Genomic DNA, 19,047 nt, shown 5'->3' on the forward strand with positions numbered 1-19,047 from the left:
GAAGAGCATCTAGAGAAACTAAGAAAATCTTCATTATAGCATTCTGCCAAACAGGGTATTGTATGCGAATTATTGTGTAATGCGGCTTGAAGTATTTGGGGTGGATTTAGTTTTGGGACTTCTACAGCAACGCAGCCATTGACCTGTTTACGCCTCATAACTTCAATTGATACATTACCTCGATAGCGGTACTGCCTCCTGCTGAAACCCCAACAGGGCCAGCAATTGCGCTACAGCTTGCACCTACGCTGGTACCACTTCTATCTTCTTGATCTGACATTGTCTTTCTCCTTAATATAATTTGTTCAATGATTAACCTTCAGAAAGTCGAGCATCCAACTGTATCGAATTTCAATGGTCCGCTGTATGCAGGCCAATACATGATCGAATTCAAATTTCCGGCAGGTTCCCGATATCTCCAAAAAAAGTGGAAAAGAACTATAGTAAGTTTCCCTTAATTTGATTTCATCGAGGTTTTTTTCATAATCAAACAAGGCTGTGAATAGTCCAAATGCCAATGCCGTTTTATTTTTAAAGCATAGTAATCGCTGGTCTTCGGATAACCTTGTGTGCGCCAAAATGACCACTGAGTTTACTTCAAAACGTGAGTTTTTGCCTTTAATGTGAGAACCGGAAGGAAAGATAAGACAATCATCCCCATCTCTAGCGTTGCCAATACTAAGCCGAGATTCCCGTTGGTGAAGTGCTTCGAACAATGGTGTGTTTGGCCATAGACCTTCCAATCTTTGCCGCAACCCAGGGTCCATAAATTCACCCTTTGGCGTAAAATCGGCGACAACGAGGCCGAAAGAATAATCATCGCTCGTTGAAGTCTCATCAGTACCATTTAGAATAAGCTCGCTTGCCGATGCCATCGCATAAAATTCAACAAATAATTTAGCTTTCTCCAATACCTTGGAACTGTTGCCACTTTCATCATGAAAACCGACCTTAACAGGACTGCGCCAATAGGGTGGAATATCGTTATCAAACAGAAGATAAAAACGGCGAGCTCTATCTTCCTGCGTGCCAGCCGTTTGATCGGCACTTTCAGCGCTGCTTATAAATGGCAGGCACAATACGCCAAATGCAAAGAAGGCACAGGCTGAGGCCCAGCGTTTACAACTTAGTCCCATAATTTCCTCCTAATGTCGTCATCCCCAACTTTCGGAAAAAACTGAACTAAATTGGTTGGGCAGCTTTGGTTTGAACCATAATCAGGTCGCATGGCAGAAACACCGCCGTGCCAAAGACGCGAGTCCGGCAACCCCGAGGTTATGATCTCAAGTGAAAATACGGCAAGTGCGCTATTGGCAATATTGCCCAAAGTGACTGCCAGTGCCGCTACGCCGTCACCTAGATTAGAAATGCCCGTTGCAAAGAATAAAGACCGATAAGACCGGTTTGAAAAAAGTAAGTTCATGAACCCATAAAATGAAAATAAAAATAGCGGATGCAGCGGGACGCACGATAAATAGCGTACCGCCTTAAGTTAATAGTTTAAAAACAGATCAAGTTTTGATCGAAATTATGCCGCCGTGTCAAGGAACAGTCGTTACCATTATTGGACAGCAAGTTTGTATGAGCAAAACCTGCCCTCCGCGATTTCCAATGTGGCACCATTAAATATTTACGTGTGGCGCGTTACAGATCCTATCAAACCGAATTCAGTGGTCTGTCATTAGCTCTCTGCGGCATCCGCAGAATCTGCATTCAGTAATCCGTAGTTCTGTACGCCAATTTCATCCAAAAGACCGATCTGGGTTTCTAAAAAGTCGATATGACCCTGTTCATCTCGAATTAACTCTTCAAAAAGATGCATCGACGCATAGTCACCCACTCCAGAGCAATATTTTCTTGATTCATTATAGAGACTTACCGCTTCCATTTCGGCATCAAGATCACACGTCAGTGTTTCGCGTATATTTTGCCCAATACGCAAAGGATCAAGGGTCTGCAAATTTGGGTGCCCTTCCAAAAATATGATCCGGTCAATCAGCTTGTCGGCATGCTCCATTTCTTCAATGCTTTCTTCGCGCATTTTTTTGGCCAGCTTTCCATAACCCCAATCTTTTTGCAGCCGGTAGTGAAGCCAAAATTGGCTTACGGCGGTAAGCTCTACCTTCAACGCCTTGTTCAAATACTCTAAAACTTTTTTATCGCCCTGCATGTGAATTCTCCTTATTCAAATTTATGCACTGCAAGACTATTACTGTTTGGCAAGATCATAAAAAAAGTAGTTAGATGCTGTAGTGGCAATAGCAGCCATACTATTTCTATTTGCTTGGAAAAATGATCCTGCTCATCTCGCAGTAATTGCTGTTCTTCCCAAGATATACTCAGCGTTGCACGACAAAAGGAGCAAAGCAATGAAAACTTTGCTTGGAAATACCTTAAATATTAAGCCTGTGCTCCTAGTGGCTCCCTTAAAGTGCAGAGTTCAGCTGGGACTTTCAGGCTTTTATTCGATCGCATCGTCGCAACAAATAGCTTCATGCACCCACCACAATTGGGCGCTTTGCCCAATGCGTGATAGATTTTGCCGGGTGTGATGATTGCTGCCGGATCGGAAGAGCGCATCCATTCAACAGCAGAATGGATATCGTCATCAGAAATTATTTCACAGCTGCAAATGATCATTTAAGGACTCGTATCGGAATCAAGGATTATAATTGACTAAAACTGTCGGGTTGTCAATTCTGATAAAAAAACTAAGGATAGGTCTGGTGGAGAAAACAAATAGTGTATTTCACCTATTCTTTATGTCCGGTTTGCCATGAGGGGCTTGCAAATCTCTCTGACAGCACATCGGGGCATAGGCCAGTCCCGTAACGCAGGTTTTGACCCACCAAAAGAAACGTTTGTCTGAATAGAACAGGCCGCTTTGAAAGACATCTCGTGCAATCAAATGGCCCGATTTGAAAGAGCCATATACTTAGGCCTTCAAGTTCCGAAAAAGAAAATTTGTCAGCCGCTATTGCCGTAGGATCAAGCAGACGCGCCCGCCGCCACCCGCCGGGTGATCCAGCCGCCGCCTAAGATGCGGCTGCCATCGGGGTGATAAAACACGCAGGCCTGACCGGGGGCAACGCCCTCTTCGGGATTGAGCAACTCCACTTCGGCGCGGCCGCCGTCCAAGGGCCGCAGGATCGCCTCACGCGGTGGGCGGGTCGAGCGCACTTTAACCGCAACCTGCCATTCAGGCTGGCTGCCGAGCGGTGCATCGCCAAGCCAGTTGATCCCGCTGACCGGCACATGGCGCGTGGACAGCAGTTCTTTAGGGCCCACAACCACCTGTTTTTTATCCACATCAAGCGCGGTGACATAAAGCGGCTCGCTTAAACCGCCGATACCGAGCCCTCGGCGCTGGCCGATGGTGTAATGAATAATCCCATTATGACTTCCCAGCACCCGTCCGTCTGCATGGACAATATCGCCAGCATCGGCAGCCCCGGGGCGCAGCTTTTCAATCACGGCTGCGTAGTCGCCATTTGGTACGAAGCAAATATCCTGACTGTCCGGCTTGTCGGCCACCGCGAGCCCGTATTTTTGCGCTAGGGCGCGGGTGTCATGCTTTGATGCCAAATGCCCCAAGGGAAAGCGCAGAAAATCAAGCTGTTGTTGGGTGGTGGTGAATAGAAAATAGCTCTGATCTCGGTCTGCATCGCTGGCGCGGTGCAATTCGGCGCCATGCGCGCCAATTTTACGCTGAATATAATGGCCGGTGGCCATGCAGTCTGCATCCAAATCACGCGCCGTGTGCAGCAGGTCTTTGAACTTCACCCGCTCGTTGCAGCGAATGCAGGGCACAGGGGTGGCGCCGGCCAGATAACTGTCGGCAAATTCATCAATCACCGCCTCTTGGAAAATATTTTCATAATCCAAAACATAATGCGGAAACCCCATGTCATTGGCCACACGGCGCGCATCGTGGATATCAAGTCCGGCGCAGCAAGCGCCTTTTTTGGCCAGGGCCGCACCATGATCATAAAGCTGTAAGGTCACGCCCACCACATCATAGCCTTGCTCGGCCAGCTGCGCAGCGACAACCGAGCTGTCCACACCGCCCGACATTGCGACCACCACACGGGTTTCGCTAGGCGGCTTGTCAAAGCCCAAAGAATTCAGATTTTTTGATCGGTCGAGGGGCATAGCGCTGCTTTCAAAAGAACTGTGCTAAAATATAGTAAAATCTTAGGCAATCACAAGCCCAGGCTTCATCTTGAATTAACCGGTTGGTCGACAGTTTAAACTGGGTTTAGGATTTGGTGAACAAAGATATGTCGATCAAGGATAAAAACGGCCCCTGTGTGGTCAAACTGCCAGATAATACAATTCTGAGCCGTGCAGATCTACCGCCGAAAGACACAGCGCGCTGGGTTGTATCGCGCAAATTAATCGTGGTGCGCGCTGTTATCTATGGTTTGATAAGTCTGGATGAGGCATTGGATACATATGCCATCAGCGAAGAGGAATTTTTTACTTGGGTTGATTTGGCAGCACAGCATGGGGAAAAGGGCCTTAGGGCGACATATTCACAAATATATAGACAACCTTAACGAGAAATGACAAATTACAATAAATGGTAACGCGGGATTAACCTTTTCGCCGCACTCTAACGAGATCGTTGAACAAATTGGAGTTTAAGATGCGCGTTCTATTGGTCGAAGATGATCCTACCACAGCAAAAAGCATCGAAATGATGCTGACCCATGCCAATTTAAATGTCTATTCAACTGATTTGGGCGAAGAGGGCATCGATCTGGCAAAGCTCTATGATTATGATATTATTTTATTGGATCTGAATTTGCCGGATATGACTGGCCATGACGTGTTGCGGCAGTTGCGGCTGGCGCGCATAGACACCCCGATTTTAATTCTAACGGGATCGGATGATACAGAAAATAAAATCCGCGGATTTGGCTTTGGCGCCGATGATTATCTGACCAAACCGTTCCAAAGAGAGGAATTGGTGGCGCGTATTCATGCCATTGTGCGCCGCTCAAAAGGCCATGCGCAATCCATTATCTGGACCGGAAAAGTTGCGGTAAATTTGGATGCCAAAACCGTTGAGGTTGAGGGCAAGACCGTTCACCTGACCGGAAAAGAATATCAAATGCTTGAATTGCTGTCGCTGCGCAAAGGCACTACCTTGACCAAAGAGATGTTTCTCAATCATCTTTATGGCGGGATGGATGAGCCAGAACTAAAAATCATTGATGTATTCATATGCAAGCTGCGCAAAAAGATTGCTCAAGCAACAGATAATGAAAACTATATTCAAACCGTTTGGGGACGGGGCTATGTGCTTAAAGATCCCGAACCCCAACAGCAGCCTGAGGCGCGGCTAGCGGTCAGCGCTTAATCAGGTTTCGTCGTCTTAGGGTCTAGACCAATGCGGCCGGTCGATTTATCACCATAGTATGGATGATTTGAAAGGCCGCAATTCGTGAGTGATGAAAGTGATGTCTCTAGGTTGACGCCAGATCAGGCGCGATCTGAACTGGCCCGATTGGCCAGCCTGTTGCAGCAGGCTAATATTGACTATCATCAAAATGATAATCCATCCCTATCGGACGCTGAATATGACCGTTTAAAGCAGCGCAATGCGGCTATTGAAGCGCAGTTTGCTGGGTTAAAGCGCGGTGATAGCCCTAGTGATCAAATCGGCGCTGCTGCGGCACAGGGCTTTGGCAAAGTCACTCATGCTTTGCCGATGCTGTCACTTGGAAATGCCTTTGACGTTAAAGATGTACAAGACTTTGAAGACCGCATCCTGCGCTATCTTGGCATCGACGATAAAGCCAAGCTGGCCTATACGGCCGAGCCGAAAATTGATGGTCTGTCGCTGAGCCTGCGGTATGAAGGCGGCCGGCTGGTTCAGGCTGCCACCCGCGGTGATGGCCAAGTGGGTGAAAATGTCACCGAAAATGCTCGCACTATCAGTGATATTCCCCGGACTATTGAGGGTGCGCCGGATGTGTTAGAGGTGCGCGGCGAAGTTTACATGCGCCACAGTGATTTTCAGGCCTTGAATGCGCGGCAAGCTGAAAAGGGCGCAAAACTGTTTGCTAATCCGCGCAATGCGGCCGCCGGATCGCTGCGCCAGCTTGACGCGGCAATCACCAAAGAACGTCCACTACGGTTTTTTGCCTATGCCTGGGGTGAGCTATCAGCGCCGCTTGCCAGCCATCAAAGCGCGGCCATCGCACGGCTGCAAAGTTTTGGGTTTTCCACCAATCCGCTGACCAAGCTGTGCTCGTCTGTGACTGATCTTGTGGCGCAGTATCAAACGATTATGACCGCGCGCGAGAAGCTGGATTATGATATTGATGGGGTGGTTTACAAAGTCGATGATTTGGCGCTGCAGGGACGTTTGGGGTTTCGCTCCACCACACCGCGCTGGGCTATCGCGCATAAATTTCCGGCTGAAATGGCTTGGACCCGACTTGAAGCGATTGATATTCAGGTCGGCCGCACCGGGGCGCTAAGCCCGGTGGCACGCCTGACGCCGATCACCGTGGGCGGGGTGGTGGTGTCCAATGCAACTTTGCACAACGAAGACTACATCGCCGGGCGCGGCGCCAATGGCGGCCAGATCCGTGATGGCAAGGATATCCGTGTCGGCGATTTGGTTCAGATTTACCGCGCCGGGGATGTCATTCCGAAAATTGCTGATGTTGATCTATCCCAGCGGCTGGACGGCAGTGCTGTTTTTACGTTTCCCCAGCACTGCCCCGAGTGCGGTTCGCCCGCTGTGCGCGACCCTGGCGATGCGGTGCGGCGTTGCACGGGTGGGCTGATCTGTCCGGCGCAGGGGGTCGAACGGCTGAAGCATTTTGTCGCCCGTAAAGCCTTTGACATCGAAGGGCTTGGCGCAAAACAGATCGAGATGTTCTTTTCTGATGATCTTTTGCCGGTGCGTGAACCGGCAGATATTTTCACTCTTGAGGCGCGCGATGCGGTGTCATTGGCGCCGCTGAAAAACCGCGATGGCTGGGGCGGTAAAAGCGCGTCCAACTTGTTTTCCGCCATAAATGAACGGCGCAACATTGGGCTTGGGCGACTGCTTTTTGCGCTGGGAATTCGCCACCTTGGCGAAGCGGGCGGCAATTTGATCGCCGCACATTATGGCGATTGGGCGGCTTTGGTTTCCGCGCTGGATCAGGCGGCAGCGGGCGAGGGGCTTGAATGGGATAATTTGCGCGCTATTGACGGGGTAGGTGAGGTTATGGCCCGATCCTTGATTAGCGCTTTTGCCCCGGGACCAGAGCGCCGGGCCATCGACCGGCTGGCCTCGCATTTGACGGTGCAGGATGCCCCAAAGCCGCAAACCGATGGCAGCCCTGTAGCCGGCAAAACGTTGGTCTTTACCGGTACGTTGGAGCAAATGAGCCGCGCTGAAGCCAAAGCCCGCGCTGAAACCCTTGGCGCCAAAGTGGCCGGCTCGGTGTCGGCAAAAACCGATTTACTCATCGCAGGGCCCGGGGCCGGATCAAAGGCGAAAAAAGCCACTGATCTGGGAATAGAAACGATTGACGAAGCCGCTTGGCTGGCGCTGATTGAGGGATTATGAGCAGCCGCCCCGAAGCTCTTTTCCCGCTCTTTGCCGAGCTGACCTCGCTGGCAGGGGTGGGCCCGAAAGTGGCGCAGAATATGGCGGGGCTGTCCATTGCGCGCCCCCGCGATGTTATTTTTACGCTGCCCTACGCCGGCATTGACCGGCGGTTGGTGGCCTCGCTCAAAGGGGCCGAACTGCCGCAAACGCTCACGGTTGAGGTGCTGGTGGGCGCGCATCAGCCGCCGCGGACGCGCAGCGGGGCCTACCGCATAATGGTAGAGGATGCCGAAAGCGCCTTTCAGCTGGTGTTTTTTCATGCCCGTGCAGAGTATTTGCAAAAACAACTGCCCAGCGGCGCGCGGCGGCTGGTGTCGGGCAAGGTTGAGCTTTTTGATGGTCTGGCGCAGATGGTGCATCCTGACCATATTCTTTTGCCGCATCAGGCCGAAGAACTTGCCCATTATGAACCGGTTTATCCGCTCACAGCAGGTGTCACGCAGAAAACCATGACCAAAGCCACCCGCGCAGCGCTCAAGCTTGCGCCGGATTTGCCCGAGTGGATTGATCCGGCGCAAAAACAGCGGCAGGGATGGCCCGATTGGCAGGCGGCCGTGAGCGCCGCGCATCAGCCGCAAACCGCATCCGATTTACGCGCCGATCATCCGGCGCGCGAGCGGTTGGCCTATGATGAGTTAATGGCGCACCAACTGACCCTGGCTTTGGCGCGGGCGCGGGTTAAAAAAGCCGCAGGGCGCAGCACCTGCGGCACCGGCGCGCTGCATCAAAAGGTGCTGGCGGCGCTGCCGTATACCCCAACAGGCGCGCAAACCCGCACAACCGCGGAAATTACCGCTGATATGGCCGCGCCAGCCAAAATGAACCGGCTGCTGCAGGGCGATGTGGGCGCAGGCAAAACTTTGGTCGCCTTTATGGCGCTGCTAACGGCGGTTGAGGCCGGCGGGCAGGGGGTGATGATGGCCCCGACCGAAATTTTGGCGCGTCAGCATCTGCAGGGGCTCAAACCCTTGGGCGCAAGCGCGGGGGTGGTGGTCGATTTGCTCACTGGGCGCGACAAAGGCCGGGAACGGCAAACCAAACTGGCGGCCTTAGCTGCGGGTGAGATTGATATCCTGGTGGGCACCCATGCGGTGTTTCAGGCAGATGTGAATTTTTGTGACCTGCGGCTGGCAGTGATTGACGAACAGCACCGCTTTGGCGTGCGCCAACGGCTTGAGCTGGGCCGCAAGGGACAGTCGGCGGATGTTTTGGTGATGACGGCCACGCCGATCCCGCGATCGCTCGCGCTGGCCCATTACGGCGATTTGGATATCTCGGTTCTGGATGAAAAGCCGCCGGGACGGTCGCCGGTGACAACAGCGCTGATCTCTACCGAGCGGATCGACGAAGTGGTTGATCATCTTCGCCGCGCGATCGCCGAGGGCCGCCAAGCCTATTGGGTGTGTCCTTTGGTCGAGCAAAGCGAGGTTTTGGATTTCACCTCGGCCGAGGATCGCTTTCAACGGCTGCGCGCGGTGCTGGGCGAGGATCAGGTGGGGCTTGTCCATGGGCAAATGCCGGCGCAGGACAAAGACGCCGCCATGCAACGTTTTCAAAGCGGGCAAACGCGGGCACTGGTGGCGACCACCGTGATCGAAGTGGGCGTTGATGTGCCCAATGCCACCATTATGGTGATTGAGCGGGCCGAACATTTTGGATTGGCGCAACTGCACCAGCTGCGCGGCCGCGTAGGGCGCGGGGCAGGGCAATCGACCTGTCTGCTGATGTATCAGCCACCCTTAAGTGAAAGCGGCCAAAGGCGGCTGAGCACGCTGCGCGAAACCGAAGACGGGTTTCGCATCGCGGAAACCGATCTGGCCATGCGCGGCGCAGGGGATTTAATCGGCACGGCGCAATCGGGTCTGCCGCAGTTTCGGGTGGCCGATTTGGACAGTATGAGCGGGTTGATGGCCACCGCCCAAAGTGATGCCCGCGCGCTGCTGACCACTGATCCCGAGCTGACATCACCGCGTGGACAGGCGGCGAGGACACTGCTTTGGTTAATGGAACAGGATAAAGCAATTCATTTAATTTCAGTGGGTTAGCACAAAGTTATTCAAAAAGTTCACAAATGTTCTAAAATTGTTCTTTACAAATCCTTAAAGATATGAGAACAAAAAGGCAACAAATGACGGAGTTGTCCAATGATCACCATTTTGAAAACCGCTGTAGTGTCGTCACGCAGAACCATTTTGCAAGACAGTCTTGGGGCGGTATCGCTGTTGGTGATTTTGCTTGGCGGTTTACATTTGCCAGGCCTTTTTTAACCACCCTCTGCCACCGCGCGGCGCGCAGGGCGTTTCCCCAAGGCGCCTGTCAACCGAAGGTTTCGTAAGCCTCGACAAACGGAAACCGGATCGCTGACAAATCCCTGCAGCCGCGTGGACAGTTTGCCGCCGCTCCCCCTCGGGTGCGGCGGTTTTTTTATGCGCAGTCCTGATGTGCGGCCTTTTGCATGGCTTCGCTGGCCGCTTCCAGCGCCAGCAGAATCGAGGCATGGCGGTTTTTATAATCTTTCGCTGGCAAAAGCACCTCAAGCCCGTCAAAAGGCGCATCCGGGGTCGGGCCATTTGAAGTGAGCATCGCCTGCAGGGCATCGTGGGCTTTTTCAATTTGCGCCAGGTCGCAGCCGATAATCGACCGGCCAACCACCGATGCTGCAGCCTGACCCAATGCGCAGGCTTTCACATCCTGTGCATAACCCGTCACCTTGCCTGCTTTGACCTTAATATCAACCGTGACCACCGAGCCGCATAGGGGCGAGCGTTTTTTAACCGATATATGGGGGTCTTGCAGCGGCGTGGTTGCGGGCATATCGGCCGCCAGAGCCAGAATACGGTCAGAATAGAGTTTGATCAGGTCGCTGTCAGCAGACATGGGCTTTTCCTTTATTGCTGATCCTAATACATAGGGCTTAGAACAGGCGATGCAAAGAGGTTACGAGATGGATTTTGATCCAGCAAGTTTGACGTATAACGAAGCAGGTTTGATCCCTGCAATAGCGCAGGACAGCGAAAGCGGTGAAGTGCTTATGATGGCGTGGATGAACCAAGAGGCGGTTGCAAAAACACTGTCCAGTGGGCATGCCACTTACTGGTCGCGCTCACGTCAGGCATTTTGGGTCAAAGGAGAAACATCGGGGCATCGGCAAAAATTGATTGATTTGCGGGTCGATTGTGATCGTGATGCGCTTTTGCTTGTGGTCGATCAAACGGGTCCCGCCTGTCATACCCTGCGGCGCAGCTGCTTTTACACCTCGGTGGTGAGCGGCAAAGAGGTTGAGTTGATGGCGCCCGAGGCTTAGGGTTTTTTTTAGGAAATTTGGCCGTATCTGGCCTTTGAAGAGCTCTAAAACCACACCTGCGCAATACCACCGCGAAACCGACGCAATACCGACACTGTTTTTGGGGCTAGTCCAGTGGTTTAAAGCCCAGTGAGCGGCGAATGTCATTTACGCTTTGGCCTTGGCTGCGCAGCGTGGAAATGGCCGTGGCATCATCGCGTTTGGCCAGCCGCTTTCCGGTGCTGTCTCGGATGAGTTTATGGTGATGATAACGCGGTGTTGGCAGGCCCAATAAGGATTGCAGCAGTACATGGATTTGCGTGGCATCGGCAAGGTCAGCGCCGCGCACAACATCGCTAACCCCTTGAATTGCATCGTCAACTACAACTGCCAGATGATAGGCAATCTGTCCGTTACGGCGTTGAAGCACCACATCCCCGACCTGCGACAGAAGGGCCTCGGGCGTTACCTTTCTAGGGCCGCTGTCAAGACCGGTTTCATGATATAAAAGTGGTTCGGTAAGTGTTTCGGTGGCCAGTTGCATATTTAGCCGAAGCGCGTCTTCTGCACGCCCCTCACGCATTGCGCGGTGACGGCAGCTGCCCGGATATATCCGCCCATCGGGACCAAATTGCGCCACCCCTTCCTGCGGCGCCCCCGCCGCCGCTTCGATGTCTGACCGCCGACATAAACATGGATATATAAATCCACTTTCTTCAAGTAACTTCATGGGTTTAGAGTAATTAATTAATTTGTCTGATTGACGTTTAATAGGTGTTTCCCATGCCAACCCAAGCCACGAAAGGTCTTCGTAAATTAGCTCTTCCCATTGCCGGCGGGCACGCGATTGGTCAGTGTCTTCGATGCGGAGTAAAAACCTTCCACCGGCCTCGGTCGCCATCTGATGCGCCAAAAGTGCAGAATAGGCGTGCCCAAGGTGTAGTGGACCGGTGGGTGATGGAGCAAATCGAGTGGTGAAAGTCACAGTTTTTCAATAACATATACGTTTGACTTCAACCCCGCACCGGGCAGGTGATCACCATAATTGCAGGCCAGCAAGCGCGCCAAACCGTTGGCCGTGTAATGGTCGACTTTTGCAGGAAAACTCGGATCGGCAAGTGCGTGGTCATTAAACGAAAATGCGAACAGCCCGCCTGTCTCCAAAAGCTCCATCAGCGTGTCAAAGACTGGTAAAGGTGCCGCCCCCACTCCAATCACGCCAATGGCCGTAATAATACGATACTGACCTATGGCCACTGGGGGTGTGTGCTCGGGATTAAAAACGCGAAGATCATTATAAATGCCTTTTTCCTTCGCGATTTCAACCATTTCAGAGGAAACGTCTAGCCCGTCTATATGGCTAAACCCTTCGAGTTTAAGCGCCAGTCCCGACAGTCCGGTCCCGCATCCATAATCTAGGATAGGCTGGTTTAGATCGGTGACAAATTGCGCAAGTGTTTTGGCCGTCCGTCCCGGGGTGGCATAGCCGTTTTTTCCCACCTCTTGGTCATAAGTATCAGACCAATCGGCATAAAGCGCGCGCGAGTCGCCCGTTCCGCCATCATATGCTTTGTCCAAATAGGTTTTTGCCATAGTGATACTAAAGCAAATAAAGCCCTATCCGTCCAGCGTGGTTTTTTGTAGCCAATCTGTCCAAGCGGCTTTGGCGCGGTCGGTATAGGCTTTGTATCGATCTTTTCGGCCCCTGCGGCCCGATTTTAGGCCCTCTATGGGGCGAAAAAGGCCAAAATTGACATTCATAGGCTGAAATGTTTTAGCATCCGCACCACCTGTTATATGGTGGATCAACGCCCCCATGGCAGTGTCCGGAGGCACTATTGCCAACTCTTCGCCTTTCATTTCGGCTGCGGCCATCCGCCCCGCCAAAAGGCCCATCGCAGCGCTTTCAACATACCCTTCTACCCCGGTAATTTGCCCCGCAAAGCGCAGGTTCGGCTTTGATTTAAGCCGCATTTGAGCGTCGAGCAGCGTTGGAGAGTTGATAAATGTGTTGCGATGAATACCGCCCAGTCTAGCAAAGCGCGCTTTTTCCAAGCCTGGGATCATCCGCAAAATATTGGCTTGTGAACCGTATTTCATTTTAGTTTGAAATCCTACAATATTATACAATGTTCCCAATGCGTTATCGCGGCGAAGTTGGACCACTGCATAAGGTTTTTCACTGCTGTGAGGATTGGTTAATCCAACCGGCTTCATGGGCCCAAAACGAAGCGTTTCTGCGCCCCTTTCTGCCATAACCTCAATTGGCAGACAGGCTTCAAAATACTCAGCTGTCTCGTCTTCATGGAACTCGGTTTTTTCAGCCTCTAAAAGAGCCTTGATAAAAGCCTCATACTGGGCTTTGTCCATGGGGCAATTCAGGTAAGCTGTGCGCTCGGCTTCTGTGTCACCTTTGTCATAGCGTGACTGCATCCAGGCTTTGCTCATATCAATGCTATCGAAATAGATGATCGGCGCAATCGCATCGAAAAATGCCAGCGCTTCAGCGCCAGTTTCTTGTGAGATGGCGTTCCCAAGCGCTGAAGAGGTCAAAGGCCCGGTGGCTATGATCCAGTTCCCATCTGTAGGAAGTGCCTTTATCTCACCGTCATCGACAGTGACATTTGGATGGGCCCTAAGCGCGGATGTCACGCTTTGCGCAAAAGGGTCACGGTCAACCGCCAATGCGCCGCCTGCTGGCAATCGATGGGTATAAGCCGTTTTCATAATCAAGCTATCGGCTTGTAACATTTCCCAGTGCAGCAAACCCACAGCATTTTGCTCGTGATCGTTTGAACGAAATGAATTTGAGCAAACCATTTCGCCCAGATCCCCGGTTTTATGGGCAAAAGTGACTACTTTAGGCCGCATCTCATGGATGGTTACGCGTAGCCCCATGTTGGCCGCTTGCCATGCTGCTTCTGATCCGGCCATCCCACCGCCGATAATATGCAATTCTTTATTTTTCATAGCGCGTAAATACGGCATATGGCGAAAGAGTGACAGCCCCGAAAACAGCAATTTTGTAAATTTTAACAAAGCTCTTTTTGGCGCTGATGATTTCTTTTGCTCAAAGTTTCAATGCTTGTTCGAGTTTGGAACGAAAGATGACGCAAACAGACCTCTGGACACCCGCTGAAAAATGCGAAAAAAGGCCAAATCTACGCGCACTTTTTCTGCAAAAAGGAAAACACCATATGCCCTATCTTTTAGGGGTGGACACCGGGGGCACCTACACTGACGCGGTTATTTTACGCGACGAAGTTGAGGTTATTTCCTCTGCCAAATCTTTAACAACGCGCCATGATTTGGCGATTGGCATCGGCAAGGCAGCACAGGCTGCTTTATCTGAGGCCGCGATTGACCCCGCAGAGGTTTCGCTGGCTGCTTTATCCACCACTTTGGCAACAAATGCTTTGGTTGAGGGGCAAGGCGAAAGCGTAGCGCTCATCTTTATCGGATTCAGCCAAGGTGATCTTGATAAACATGGATTGAGCGATGCGCTTGCAAATGATCCGGTGTTGGAATTAGCTGGTGGGCATAATCATGCAGGCAACGAAGTGTGTGCCTTAGATACGGACAGTATTGAAAAATGGCTGAATGACCTGAAAGGGGTTTCTGCTTTTGCTGTAGCCTCTAAGTTTGCAACCCGCAATCCGGCGCATGAAACCCAAGCTATGAAGCTAATTGGCGAGGTGACTGGCCGGCCCGTCAGCGCATCACACCAGTTATCCAGTAAGCTCAATGGGCCAAAACGCGCCCTTACAGCAGTGCTAAATGCCCGGCTTATCGGGATGATTGCGCGGTTGATAAATCGCGCCGGCCATATCCTTGAAGATATCGGCGTTCAGGCACCGCTGATGGTGGTGCGGGGCGATGGGGCACTTATTTCTGCCAGCCAAGCACTTGAGAAACCAATTGAAACCATTTTGAGCGGACCGGCAGCATCAATTGTTGGTGCGCGTTGGTTGACACAAATTGACCATGCATTGGTGTCTGATATCGGTGGGACAACAACGGATGTGGCTGTGCTACGCAACGGACGCCCGGAAATTGATCCTGCGGGCGCTCAAGTTGGGCCATTTCGCACGATGGTCGAAGCGGTTGCAATGCGAACCACCGGCTTAGGCGGAGATAGCGAAGTTCACTTTGTAAGCGAGGGCTTGGCCGGCGGCGTAAAGCTTGGTCCTAAACGTGTGCTGCCCCTGAGTTTGGCAGCACGACAATATCCGGCAGAAGTGCATGATGCACTTGATGCACAATTGAAAAATTCAGTTCCGGGCGATCACGACGGGCGCTTTGTTCGGCGTGTTAGGGCGAATTCCCCAAGTTGTCTGCCGTCCCGTGACCAAGCGCTTCTTGATCGCATACCAGAGAATATTGTGCCAATTGCAGAGGTGATTAAAGCCCGAATTGAGCTGCAGGCCTTATCGCGCCTTGTGTCTCGTGGGGTGGTGCAAATCGCCGCTCTAACACCTTCGGATGCCAGTCATGTTCTGGGCAATGCCTGTTTTTGGGATCGTGAGGCCGCTGAAAAAGGTATGATTTTGTTTGGCCGACGGCGCACTGGGTCCGGCGAGCGATTGGCACAAGATGCAGCAATCATGGCCAAAGTAATTGTGGACCAGTTGACCTATCAAACCGTTTTGGCCTTGCTTGAGGTCGCCTTTGTCGAAGATCCGTTGGACTTTGGGCAAAGCCCAGAACAGTTGGCGCGCCATGTTTTGACCCAGCAGGGCTTAAAGCAGCATAATGGCTTGCTAAGATTGAACATGGGATTGAACGTGCCGGTCATTGGTCTTGGGGCATCTGCATCAAGTTATTATCCTGATGTCGGTGCGCGCCTTTCTTGTGATATGATCCTGCCAAAATATGCAGGAGTCGCAAACGCAATCGGGGCGGTTGTGGGCCGTGTAACGATTAGAGAAAGTGGATCTATTACGGCCCCAAGTGAAGGGCTTTATCGCGTTCATCTAGATCAAGGGCCTGAGGATTACAGCTCTGAGAAAACAGCTTTGGAGGCCCTAGAGAAAAAATTGCGTGAAAAGGCACTTGCCAAAGCGCGCACCACAGGGGCCGAAGACATTCAAATGCATGTCGCAAAAGATATACGAAAAGCACAAGTGGAAAATCGGGAAATTTTTGTAGAAGCAACGCTGACGGTCGAGGCCTCAGGCCGACCCAGAATTGCCCATTCCTGAGAGCGTCGATTTCTTTATCGAAGATGCCTCGAAAAGGTTTTAGACTTTCGGGGTTAGAGCGGACTAACTTTTTAGCAAATCAGCCATGGCTATGCGGCCTCTGGCCAAAAGATCGCCATAGGTTTGCGCGTCGATATTGGCGCCGCAAATCACGATACCGACCCTTTTGTTTTTCATGCTCTCTCGCAAGGGGCCCAAGAAGGCTGCCATAGCGGCCCCTGCCGCTGGCTCAACCGCCAGTTTTGCCTCCTCTTGCAAAACAGCCATCCCTGCGCAGATTTCGTTATCTGTGATGGTCACAATTTCATCCACATAATTGCGGCAAAGCGCATAGCCAAATGGCAAAGCCATTGGCGGCGCAAGGCTATCTGCGATGGTAGAGGTATTTTTTAGGGTAACTGGTTCGCCCCTTTTTAGGCTTTTAGACATGCTGGCGGCGCCAATTGGCTCAACCCCATAAACTTTGCAATCAGGCTTGATCAACTTTGCCGCAGCAGCTACGCCGCTGATCAATCCGCCGCCGCCAACAGCAACCACGAGCGCGTCGAGCTCAGGGACATCCTTTAAAAACTCAAGCCCTACGCCGGCAGTGCCGAGCGTCGTATCGAGACCTTCGAACGGGTGAATAAATGTGCGGCCTTCTTCTTCAACCAAACGCTCCGCTTCGCCAAAAGTTGCAGCACCAGCTGGCTTAAGAATAACCTCGGCGTGATGCGCCCGCGCGCGCGCGATGCGAAACGGATTGGCCGAGGATTGCATAACAACCTTGGCCGACAGGTCCAGTTGCTGCGCCGCCCAAGCCGATGCGATGGCATGGTTCCCTGCGCTGGCCGCAGTGATGCCGAAAGGGCGTTTTTGCTGTGGGATTTGATGTGCAACCGATAAAGCGCCCCTTGCTTTGAAAGTTCCGGTATGTTGCAGACACTCTAATTTAAGGTGGACGTCGCACTCTTTTATAAGGCTCGATATCAAGGGGGAATGCAAAGGCACGACAGGGGTATGCACGATAGACGCCGACAACTCTGATGACCGAGCTTCAATAGCGCTTTTTGTAACGGTGCTGATATCAATTTGGGTCACTGTCCATACTCTTGTTTTGACATTTCCGCTAGTAAGCCTTTGCAGACTTGCGATTTTGGATGGTGGTTTTTCCAATGATAAAAGTCAATAAGATCACGACAGCTTTTTTACAGGAAACGCCCAAAAGCCAAGCATCTTTTTAGACCCGAGGGCATCAAATCGACGCCCTAAGTTTATTTTTAAAGCTGAGGCCATTATTCCTCTGGACGACGAGATGCGCCGCAACTAATGTCCCGCTTGCTGCGTTGTCTTGAAACAAACTGGAGATTGGAATGAATGATATGAGTGAGGCAAACTATCGGGTGACTGCCGATGAGTTACGGCAGTTTATTGAGCGTTTCGAGCGGCTGGAGATGGAAAAAAAAGATATTTCTGATCAACAAAAAGAGGTTATGGCCGAAGCCAAAGGGCGTGGTTATGACACTAAAATTATGCGTAAAATAGTATCACTTCGCAAACGTGATCAAAGTGATATTGCAGAAGAGGAAGCTGTACTAGATATGTATAAAGAAGCTTTGGGGATGTAAGTATTGCTAAGGCAATATGAAGCGGACACTCGGAACTTTCAGAATATCTTTTAAATCATCATCGTAAAGATCTGTTAAATCTTGGACAAGCGTGTGGTCCCACCCAGGGGCCTCAAGTTCCTCAATAATTTTTTCGGTTTGGCCAAACTTTTCCGCAAACGCTGCCATGACGATGCGCAGTTGGCGCAGGGTCAAAGACGGATGCGTGCTGATATATGCTTTAAATCTATCAAAGCCTTCTTTAGATATAATGTCAGCAAATAAATCAAAATCACCAGCTATATTTTTTGGAGCTGGTAGCTGCCCCATCTGCCTTAGGATTTGGCCCCATATAAAAGGGCTGTCTTCGTTGCACCACATATGAATAGGAAGATTGGGAAAGGCTTGGTGTAGCCTTGAAGCAAGCTCAGACCACTGGATTTCCAAGGGATTGCTTGCCTTCATAAGTGCGCTAAATTCCGCCAGTTCCGAAGTTTCAAAAACGGTAGGTAAAAAAGATGCGGGATTACGAATTGAGAAATATAGTTCCACGTCATCCTGAGAAAATAGAAGCAAAAACTGCTCTAAAATCTTAACAGCATTTGGGTATAATTGTCCTGATCTTAGCAACTCTCTTGGGATTCCAAAAAACATTGGATTAGATAAAATCACAGTGTTTATTTGTGTAGATGTGCCCTCTAGAATGGTTTCCAATAAATGCTCACGAGCTCCGATATCAAGGTTGATATTTATCCCTTTAATGAGTGTCTTACGCAGCAGGTTTCGGTACAGCTTGGGAGGTGGCACCGCCACCCCTGCTTTTGCAAAGGTCTCTTTATTGCGCAATAAGGTTTTTATAAGACGTTCGTTATCAGTGCATTGTACACCAGCATGAAGAATAATGCGCATGGCAATAGCTTTCAGAAATGAAATAGGCCGATATGCTCTAGCACAAAAAATACGTCATTTTTATGGCGTTATTTGGAGGCTTCAATGCAAAGTGTTTTAAGTTATTTATCGCGCAGTTGCTTTTTTTTAATTTTGCCTCTTGTCAGACGCCCTGTGTTGTTTTATTCGGCGTCCGATAGCCCCTATAGCTCAGCTGGTAGAGCAACTGATTTGTAATCAGTAGGTCCGCGGTTCGAGTCCGTGTGGGGGCACCACATAAATCAAAGGCTTAGCGAAAATAACGCTGGGCCTTTTGTTTTTTGGGAAACAATGGAGCAATATTTTCCTGTAAAACCACCATATTAGGGGGTGAGGGGTCAAAAACTAGCATTGGTTAGGTTGCTAAGATACTGCTCTCACATTTTTTCTGTGCAAGGTTTGATGAATAAAATTTATATTTCCATGTGATGA

18 protein-coding genes and 1 tRNA gene are annotated in these 19,047 nt (G+C 51.0%); 8 read left to right on the plus strand and 11 right to left on the minus strand.

The features are described 5' to 3' along the window. Nucleotides 1-305: 305 nt before the first annotated feature. The 5 genes from GN278_07210 to mnmA form a co-directional block, all read right to left on the minus strand. The gene (locus GN278_07210) at nt 306-1,136 is read right to left on the minus strand and encodes a hypothetical protein (protein ID XAT60618.1); all 831 of its coding nucleotides are present in this window, start codon (nt 1,134-1,136) and stop codon (nt 306-308) included. Further along, complete coding sequence (locus GN278_07215; GenBank protein ID XAT60619.1) at nt 1,127-1,423, minus strand: hypothetical protein; 297 nt, start codon at nt 1,421-1,423, stop codon at nt 1,127-1,129. The genes GN278_07210 and GN278_07215 overlap by 10 nt, the downstream gene beginning before the upstream one ends. Nucleotides 1,424-1,681: 258 nt before the next feature. Further along, on the minus strand, nt 1,682-2,170 hold the full coding sequence (gene bfr, locus GN278_07220) for a bacterioferritin (GenBank protein XAT60620.1): 489 nt from the start codon (nt 2,168-2,170) through the stop codon (nt 1,682-1,684). A gap of 230 nt (nt 2,171-2,400) precedes the next feature. Then, nucleotides 2,401-2,640 (minus strand): (2Fe-2S)-binding protein, encoded by a 240-nt coding sequence (locus GN278_07225; protein XAT60621.1) that lies wholly within the window; start codon nt 2,638-2,640, stop codon nt 2,401-2,403. Nucleotides 2,641-2,988: 348 nt separating this feature from the next. Then, complete coding sequence (gene mnmA / locus GN278_07230; protein XAT60622.1) at nt 2,989-4,152, minus strand: tRNA 2-thiouridine(34) synthase MnmA; 1,164 nt, start codon at nt 4,150-4,152, stop codon at nt 2,989-2,991. 128 nt (nt 4,153-4,280) lie between these two features. On the opposite strand from mnmA, the gene GN278_07235 reads away from it, so the two are divergent. From GN278_07235 to recG, 4 genes are all read left to right on the plus strand, one after another. Beyond that, nucleotides 4,281-4,559 (plus strand): DUF1153 domain-containing protein, encoded by a 279-nt coding sequence (locus tag GN278_07235; GenBank protein ID XAT60623.1) that lies wholly within the window; start codon nt 4,281-4,283, stop codon nt 4,557-4,559. A gap of 89 nt (nt 4,560-4,648) precedes the next feature. Beyond that, nucleotides 4,649-5,365, plus strand: a complete 717-nt coding sequence (locus tag GN278_07240; protein ID XAT60624.1) for a response regulator — start codon at nt 4,649-4,651, stop codon at nt 5,363-5,365. An 84-nt stretch (nt 5,366-5,449) separates the two neighbouring features. Further along, nucleotides 5,450-7,576 carry an NAD-dependent DNA ligase LigA gene (gene ligA / locus GN278_07245; protein ID XAT60625.1) on the plus strand — a complete coding sequence of 709 codons (2,127 nt, stop codon included), beginning with the start codon at nt 5,450-5,452 and terminating at the stop codon, nt 7,574-7,576. Then, nucleotides 7,573-9,663, plus strand: a complete 2,091-nt coding sequence (gene recG, locus GN278_07250; GenBank protein XAT60626.1) for an ATP-dependent DNA helicase RecG — start codon at nt 7,573-7,575, stop codon at nt 9,661-9,663. Before ligA ends, recG begins: the two co-directional genes overlap by 4 nt. Nucleotides 9,664-10,042: 379 nt before the next feature. On the opposite strand, the gene GN278_07255 is transcribed toward recG, so the two are convergent. Then, nucleotides 10,043-10,495 carry an iron-sulfur cluster assembly scaffold protein gene (locus GN278_07255; protein ID XAT60627.1) on the minus strand — a complete coding sequence of 151 codons (453 nt, stop codon included), beginning with the start codon at nt 10,493-10,495 and terminating at the stop codon, nt 10,043-10,045. 67 nt (nt 10,496-10,562) lie between these two features. On the opposite strand from GN278_07255, the gene hisI reads away from it, so the two are divergent. Continuing rightward, on the plus strand, nt 10,563-10,922 hold the full coding sequence (gene hisI / locus GN278_07260; protein XAT60628.1) for a phosphoribosyl-AMP cyclohydrolase: 360 nt from the start codon (nt 10,563-10,565) through the stop codon (nt 10,920-10,922). Between the two features lie 106 nt (nt 10,923-11,028). On the opposite strand, the gene GN278_07265 is transcribed toward hisI, so the two are convergent. Genes GN278_07265 through GN278_07275 form a run of 3 tightly spaced genes read right to left on the minus strand, consistent with a single transcriptional unit; the run spans nt 11,029 to nt 13,871 of the window. Next, on the minus strand, nt 11,029-11,886 hold the full coding sequence (locus GN278_07265; GenBank protein ID XAT60629.1) for a tRNA glutamyl-Q(34) synthetase GluQRS: 858 nt from the start codon (nt 11,884-11,886) through the stop codon (nt 11,029-11,031). Continuing rightward, nucleotides 11,883-12,494 carry a methyltransferase domain-containing protein gene (locus GN278_07270; GenBank protein XAT60630.1) on the minus strand — a complete coding sequence of 204 codons (612 nt, stop codon included), beginning with the start codon at nt 12,492-12,494 and terminating at the stop codon, nt 11,883-11,885. The genes GN278_07265 and GN278_07270 overlap by 4 nt, the downstream gene beginning before the upstream one ends. Nucleotides 12,495-12,518: 24 nt before the next feature. Then, complete coding sequence (locus GN278_07275) at nt 12,519-13,871, minus strand: methylenetetrahydrofolate--tRNA-(uracil(54)-C(5))-methyltransferase (FADH(2)-oxidizing) TrmFO (protein ID XAT62586.1); 1,353 nt, start codon at nt 13,869-13,871, stop codon at nt 12,519-12,521. Nucleotides 13,872-14,098: 227 nt separating this feature from the next. Between GN278_07275 and GN278_07280 the strand changes: the two genes are divergently transcribed. Then, complete coding sequence (locus tag GN278_07280; protein XAT62587.1) at nt 14,099-16,102, plus strand: hydantoinase/oxoprolinase family protein; 2,004 nt, start codon at nt 14,099-14,101, stop codon at nt 16,100-16,102. A 63-nt stretch (nt 16,103-16,165) separates the two neighbouring features. Here GN278_07280 and GN278_07285 read toward each other — a convergent pair whose 3' ends face one another. Further along, nucleotides 16,166-17,182 carry a pyridoxal-phosphate dependent enzyme gene (locus GN278_07285; protein XAT60631.1) on the minus strand — a complete coding sequence of 339 codons (1,017 nt, stop codon included), beginning with the start codon at nt 17,180-17,182 and terminating at the stop codon, nt 16,166-16,168. A gap of 272 nt (nt 17,183-17,454) precedes the next feature. On the opposite strand from GN278_07285, the gene GN278_07290 reads away from it, so the two are divergent. Further along, the gene (locus tag GN278_07290) at nt 17,455-17,709 is read left to right on the plus strand and encodes a DUF2312 domain-containing protein (GenBank protein XAT60632.1); all 255 of its coding nucleotides are present in this window, start codon (nt 17,455-17,457) and stop codon (nt 17,707-17,709) included. A 6-nt stretch (nt 17,710-17,715) separates the two neighbouring features. On the opposite strand, the gene GN278_07295 is transcribed toward GN278_07290, so the two are convergent. Beyond that, nucleotides 17,716-18,597: a hypothetical protein gene (locus GN278_07295; GenBank protein XAT60633.1), complete on the minus strand. Its 882-nt coding sequence runs from the start codon at nt 18,595-18,597 to the stop codon at nt 17,716-17,718. A 178-nt stretch (nt 18,598-18,775) separates the two neighbouring features. Between GN278_07295 and GN278_07300 the strand changes: the two genes are divergently transcribed. Next, a tRNA-Thr gene (locus GN278_07300) sits at nt 18,776-18,851 on the plus strand. Nucleotides 18,852-19,047: the final 196 nt, after the last annotated feature.

This window comes from Rhodobacteraceae bacterium Araon29, from assembly GCA_039640505.1.
GTDB lineage: Bacteria > Pseudomonadota > Alphaproteobacteria > Rhodobacterales > Rhodobacteraceae > CABZJG01.

Bases quoted from the DNA above. Each gene is read 5' to 3' on its own strand.
- GN278_07215 (XAT60619.1), bottom strand. From the start codon at position 1,423: ATGAACTTACTTTTTTCAAACCGGTCTTATCGGTCTTTATTCTTTGCA.
- GN278_07280 (XAT62587.1), top strand. From the start codon at position 14,099: ATGCCCTATCTTTTAGGGGTGGACACCGGGGGCACCTACACTGACGCG.
- GN278_07255 (XAT60627.1), bottom strand. From the start codon at position 10,495: ATGTCTGCTGACAGCGACCTGATCAAACTCTATTCTGACCGTATTCTG.
- GN278_07240 (XAT60624.1), top strand. From the start codon at position 4,649: ATGCGCGTTCTATTGGTCGAAGATGATCCTACCACAGCAAAAAGCATC.
- GN278_07225 (XAT60621.1), bottom strand. From the start codon at position 2,640: ATGATCATTTGCAGCTGTGAAATAATTTCTGATGACGATATCCATTCT.
- GN278_07270 (XAT60630.1), bottom strand. From the start codon at position 12,494: ATGGCAAAAACCTATTTGGACAAAGCATATGATGGCGGAACGGGCGAC.
- GN278_07290 (XAT60632.1), top strand. From the start codon at position 17,455: ATGAATGATATGAGTGAGGCAAACTATCGGGTGACTGCCGATGAGTTA.
- bfr (XAT60620.1), bottom strand. From the start codon at position 2,170: ATGCAGGGCGATAAAAAAGTTTTAGAGTATTTGAACAAGGCGTTGAAG.
- GN278_07275 (XAT62586.1), bottom strand. From the start codon at position 13,871: ATGAAAAATAAAGAATTGCATATTATCGGCGGTGGGATGGCCGGATCA.
- hisI (XAT60628.1), top strand. From the start codon at position 10,563: ATGGATTTTGATCCAGCAAGTTTGACGTATAACGAAGCAGGTTTGATC.
- GN278_07295 (XAT60633.1), bottom strand. From the start codon at position 18,597: ATGCGCATTATTCTTCATGCTGGTGTACAATGCACTGATAACGAACGT.
- recG (XAT60626.1), top strand. From the start codon at position 7,573: ATGAGCAGCCGCCCCGAAGCTCTTTTCCCGCTCTTTGCCGAGCTGACC.
- GN278_07235 (XAT60623.1), top strand. From the start codon at position 4,281: ATGTCGATCAAGGATAAAAACGGCCCCTGTGTGGTCAAACTGCCAGAT.
- mnmA (XAT60622.1), bottom strand. From the start codon at position 4,152: ATGCCCCTCGACCGATCAAAAAATCTGAATTCTTTGGGCTTTGACAAG.
- GN278_07210 (XAT60618.1), bottom strand. From the start codon at position 1,136: ATGGGACTAAGTTGTAAACGCTGGGCCTCAGCCTGTGCCTTCTTTGCA.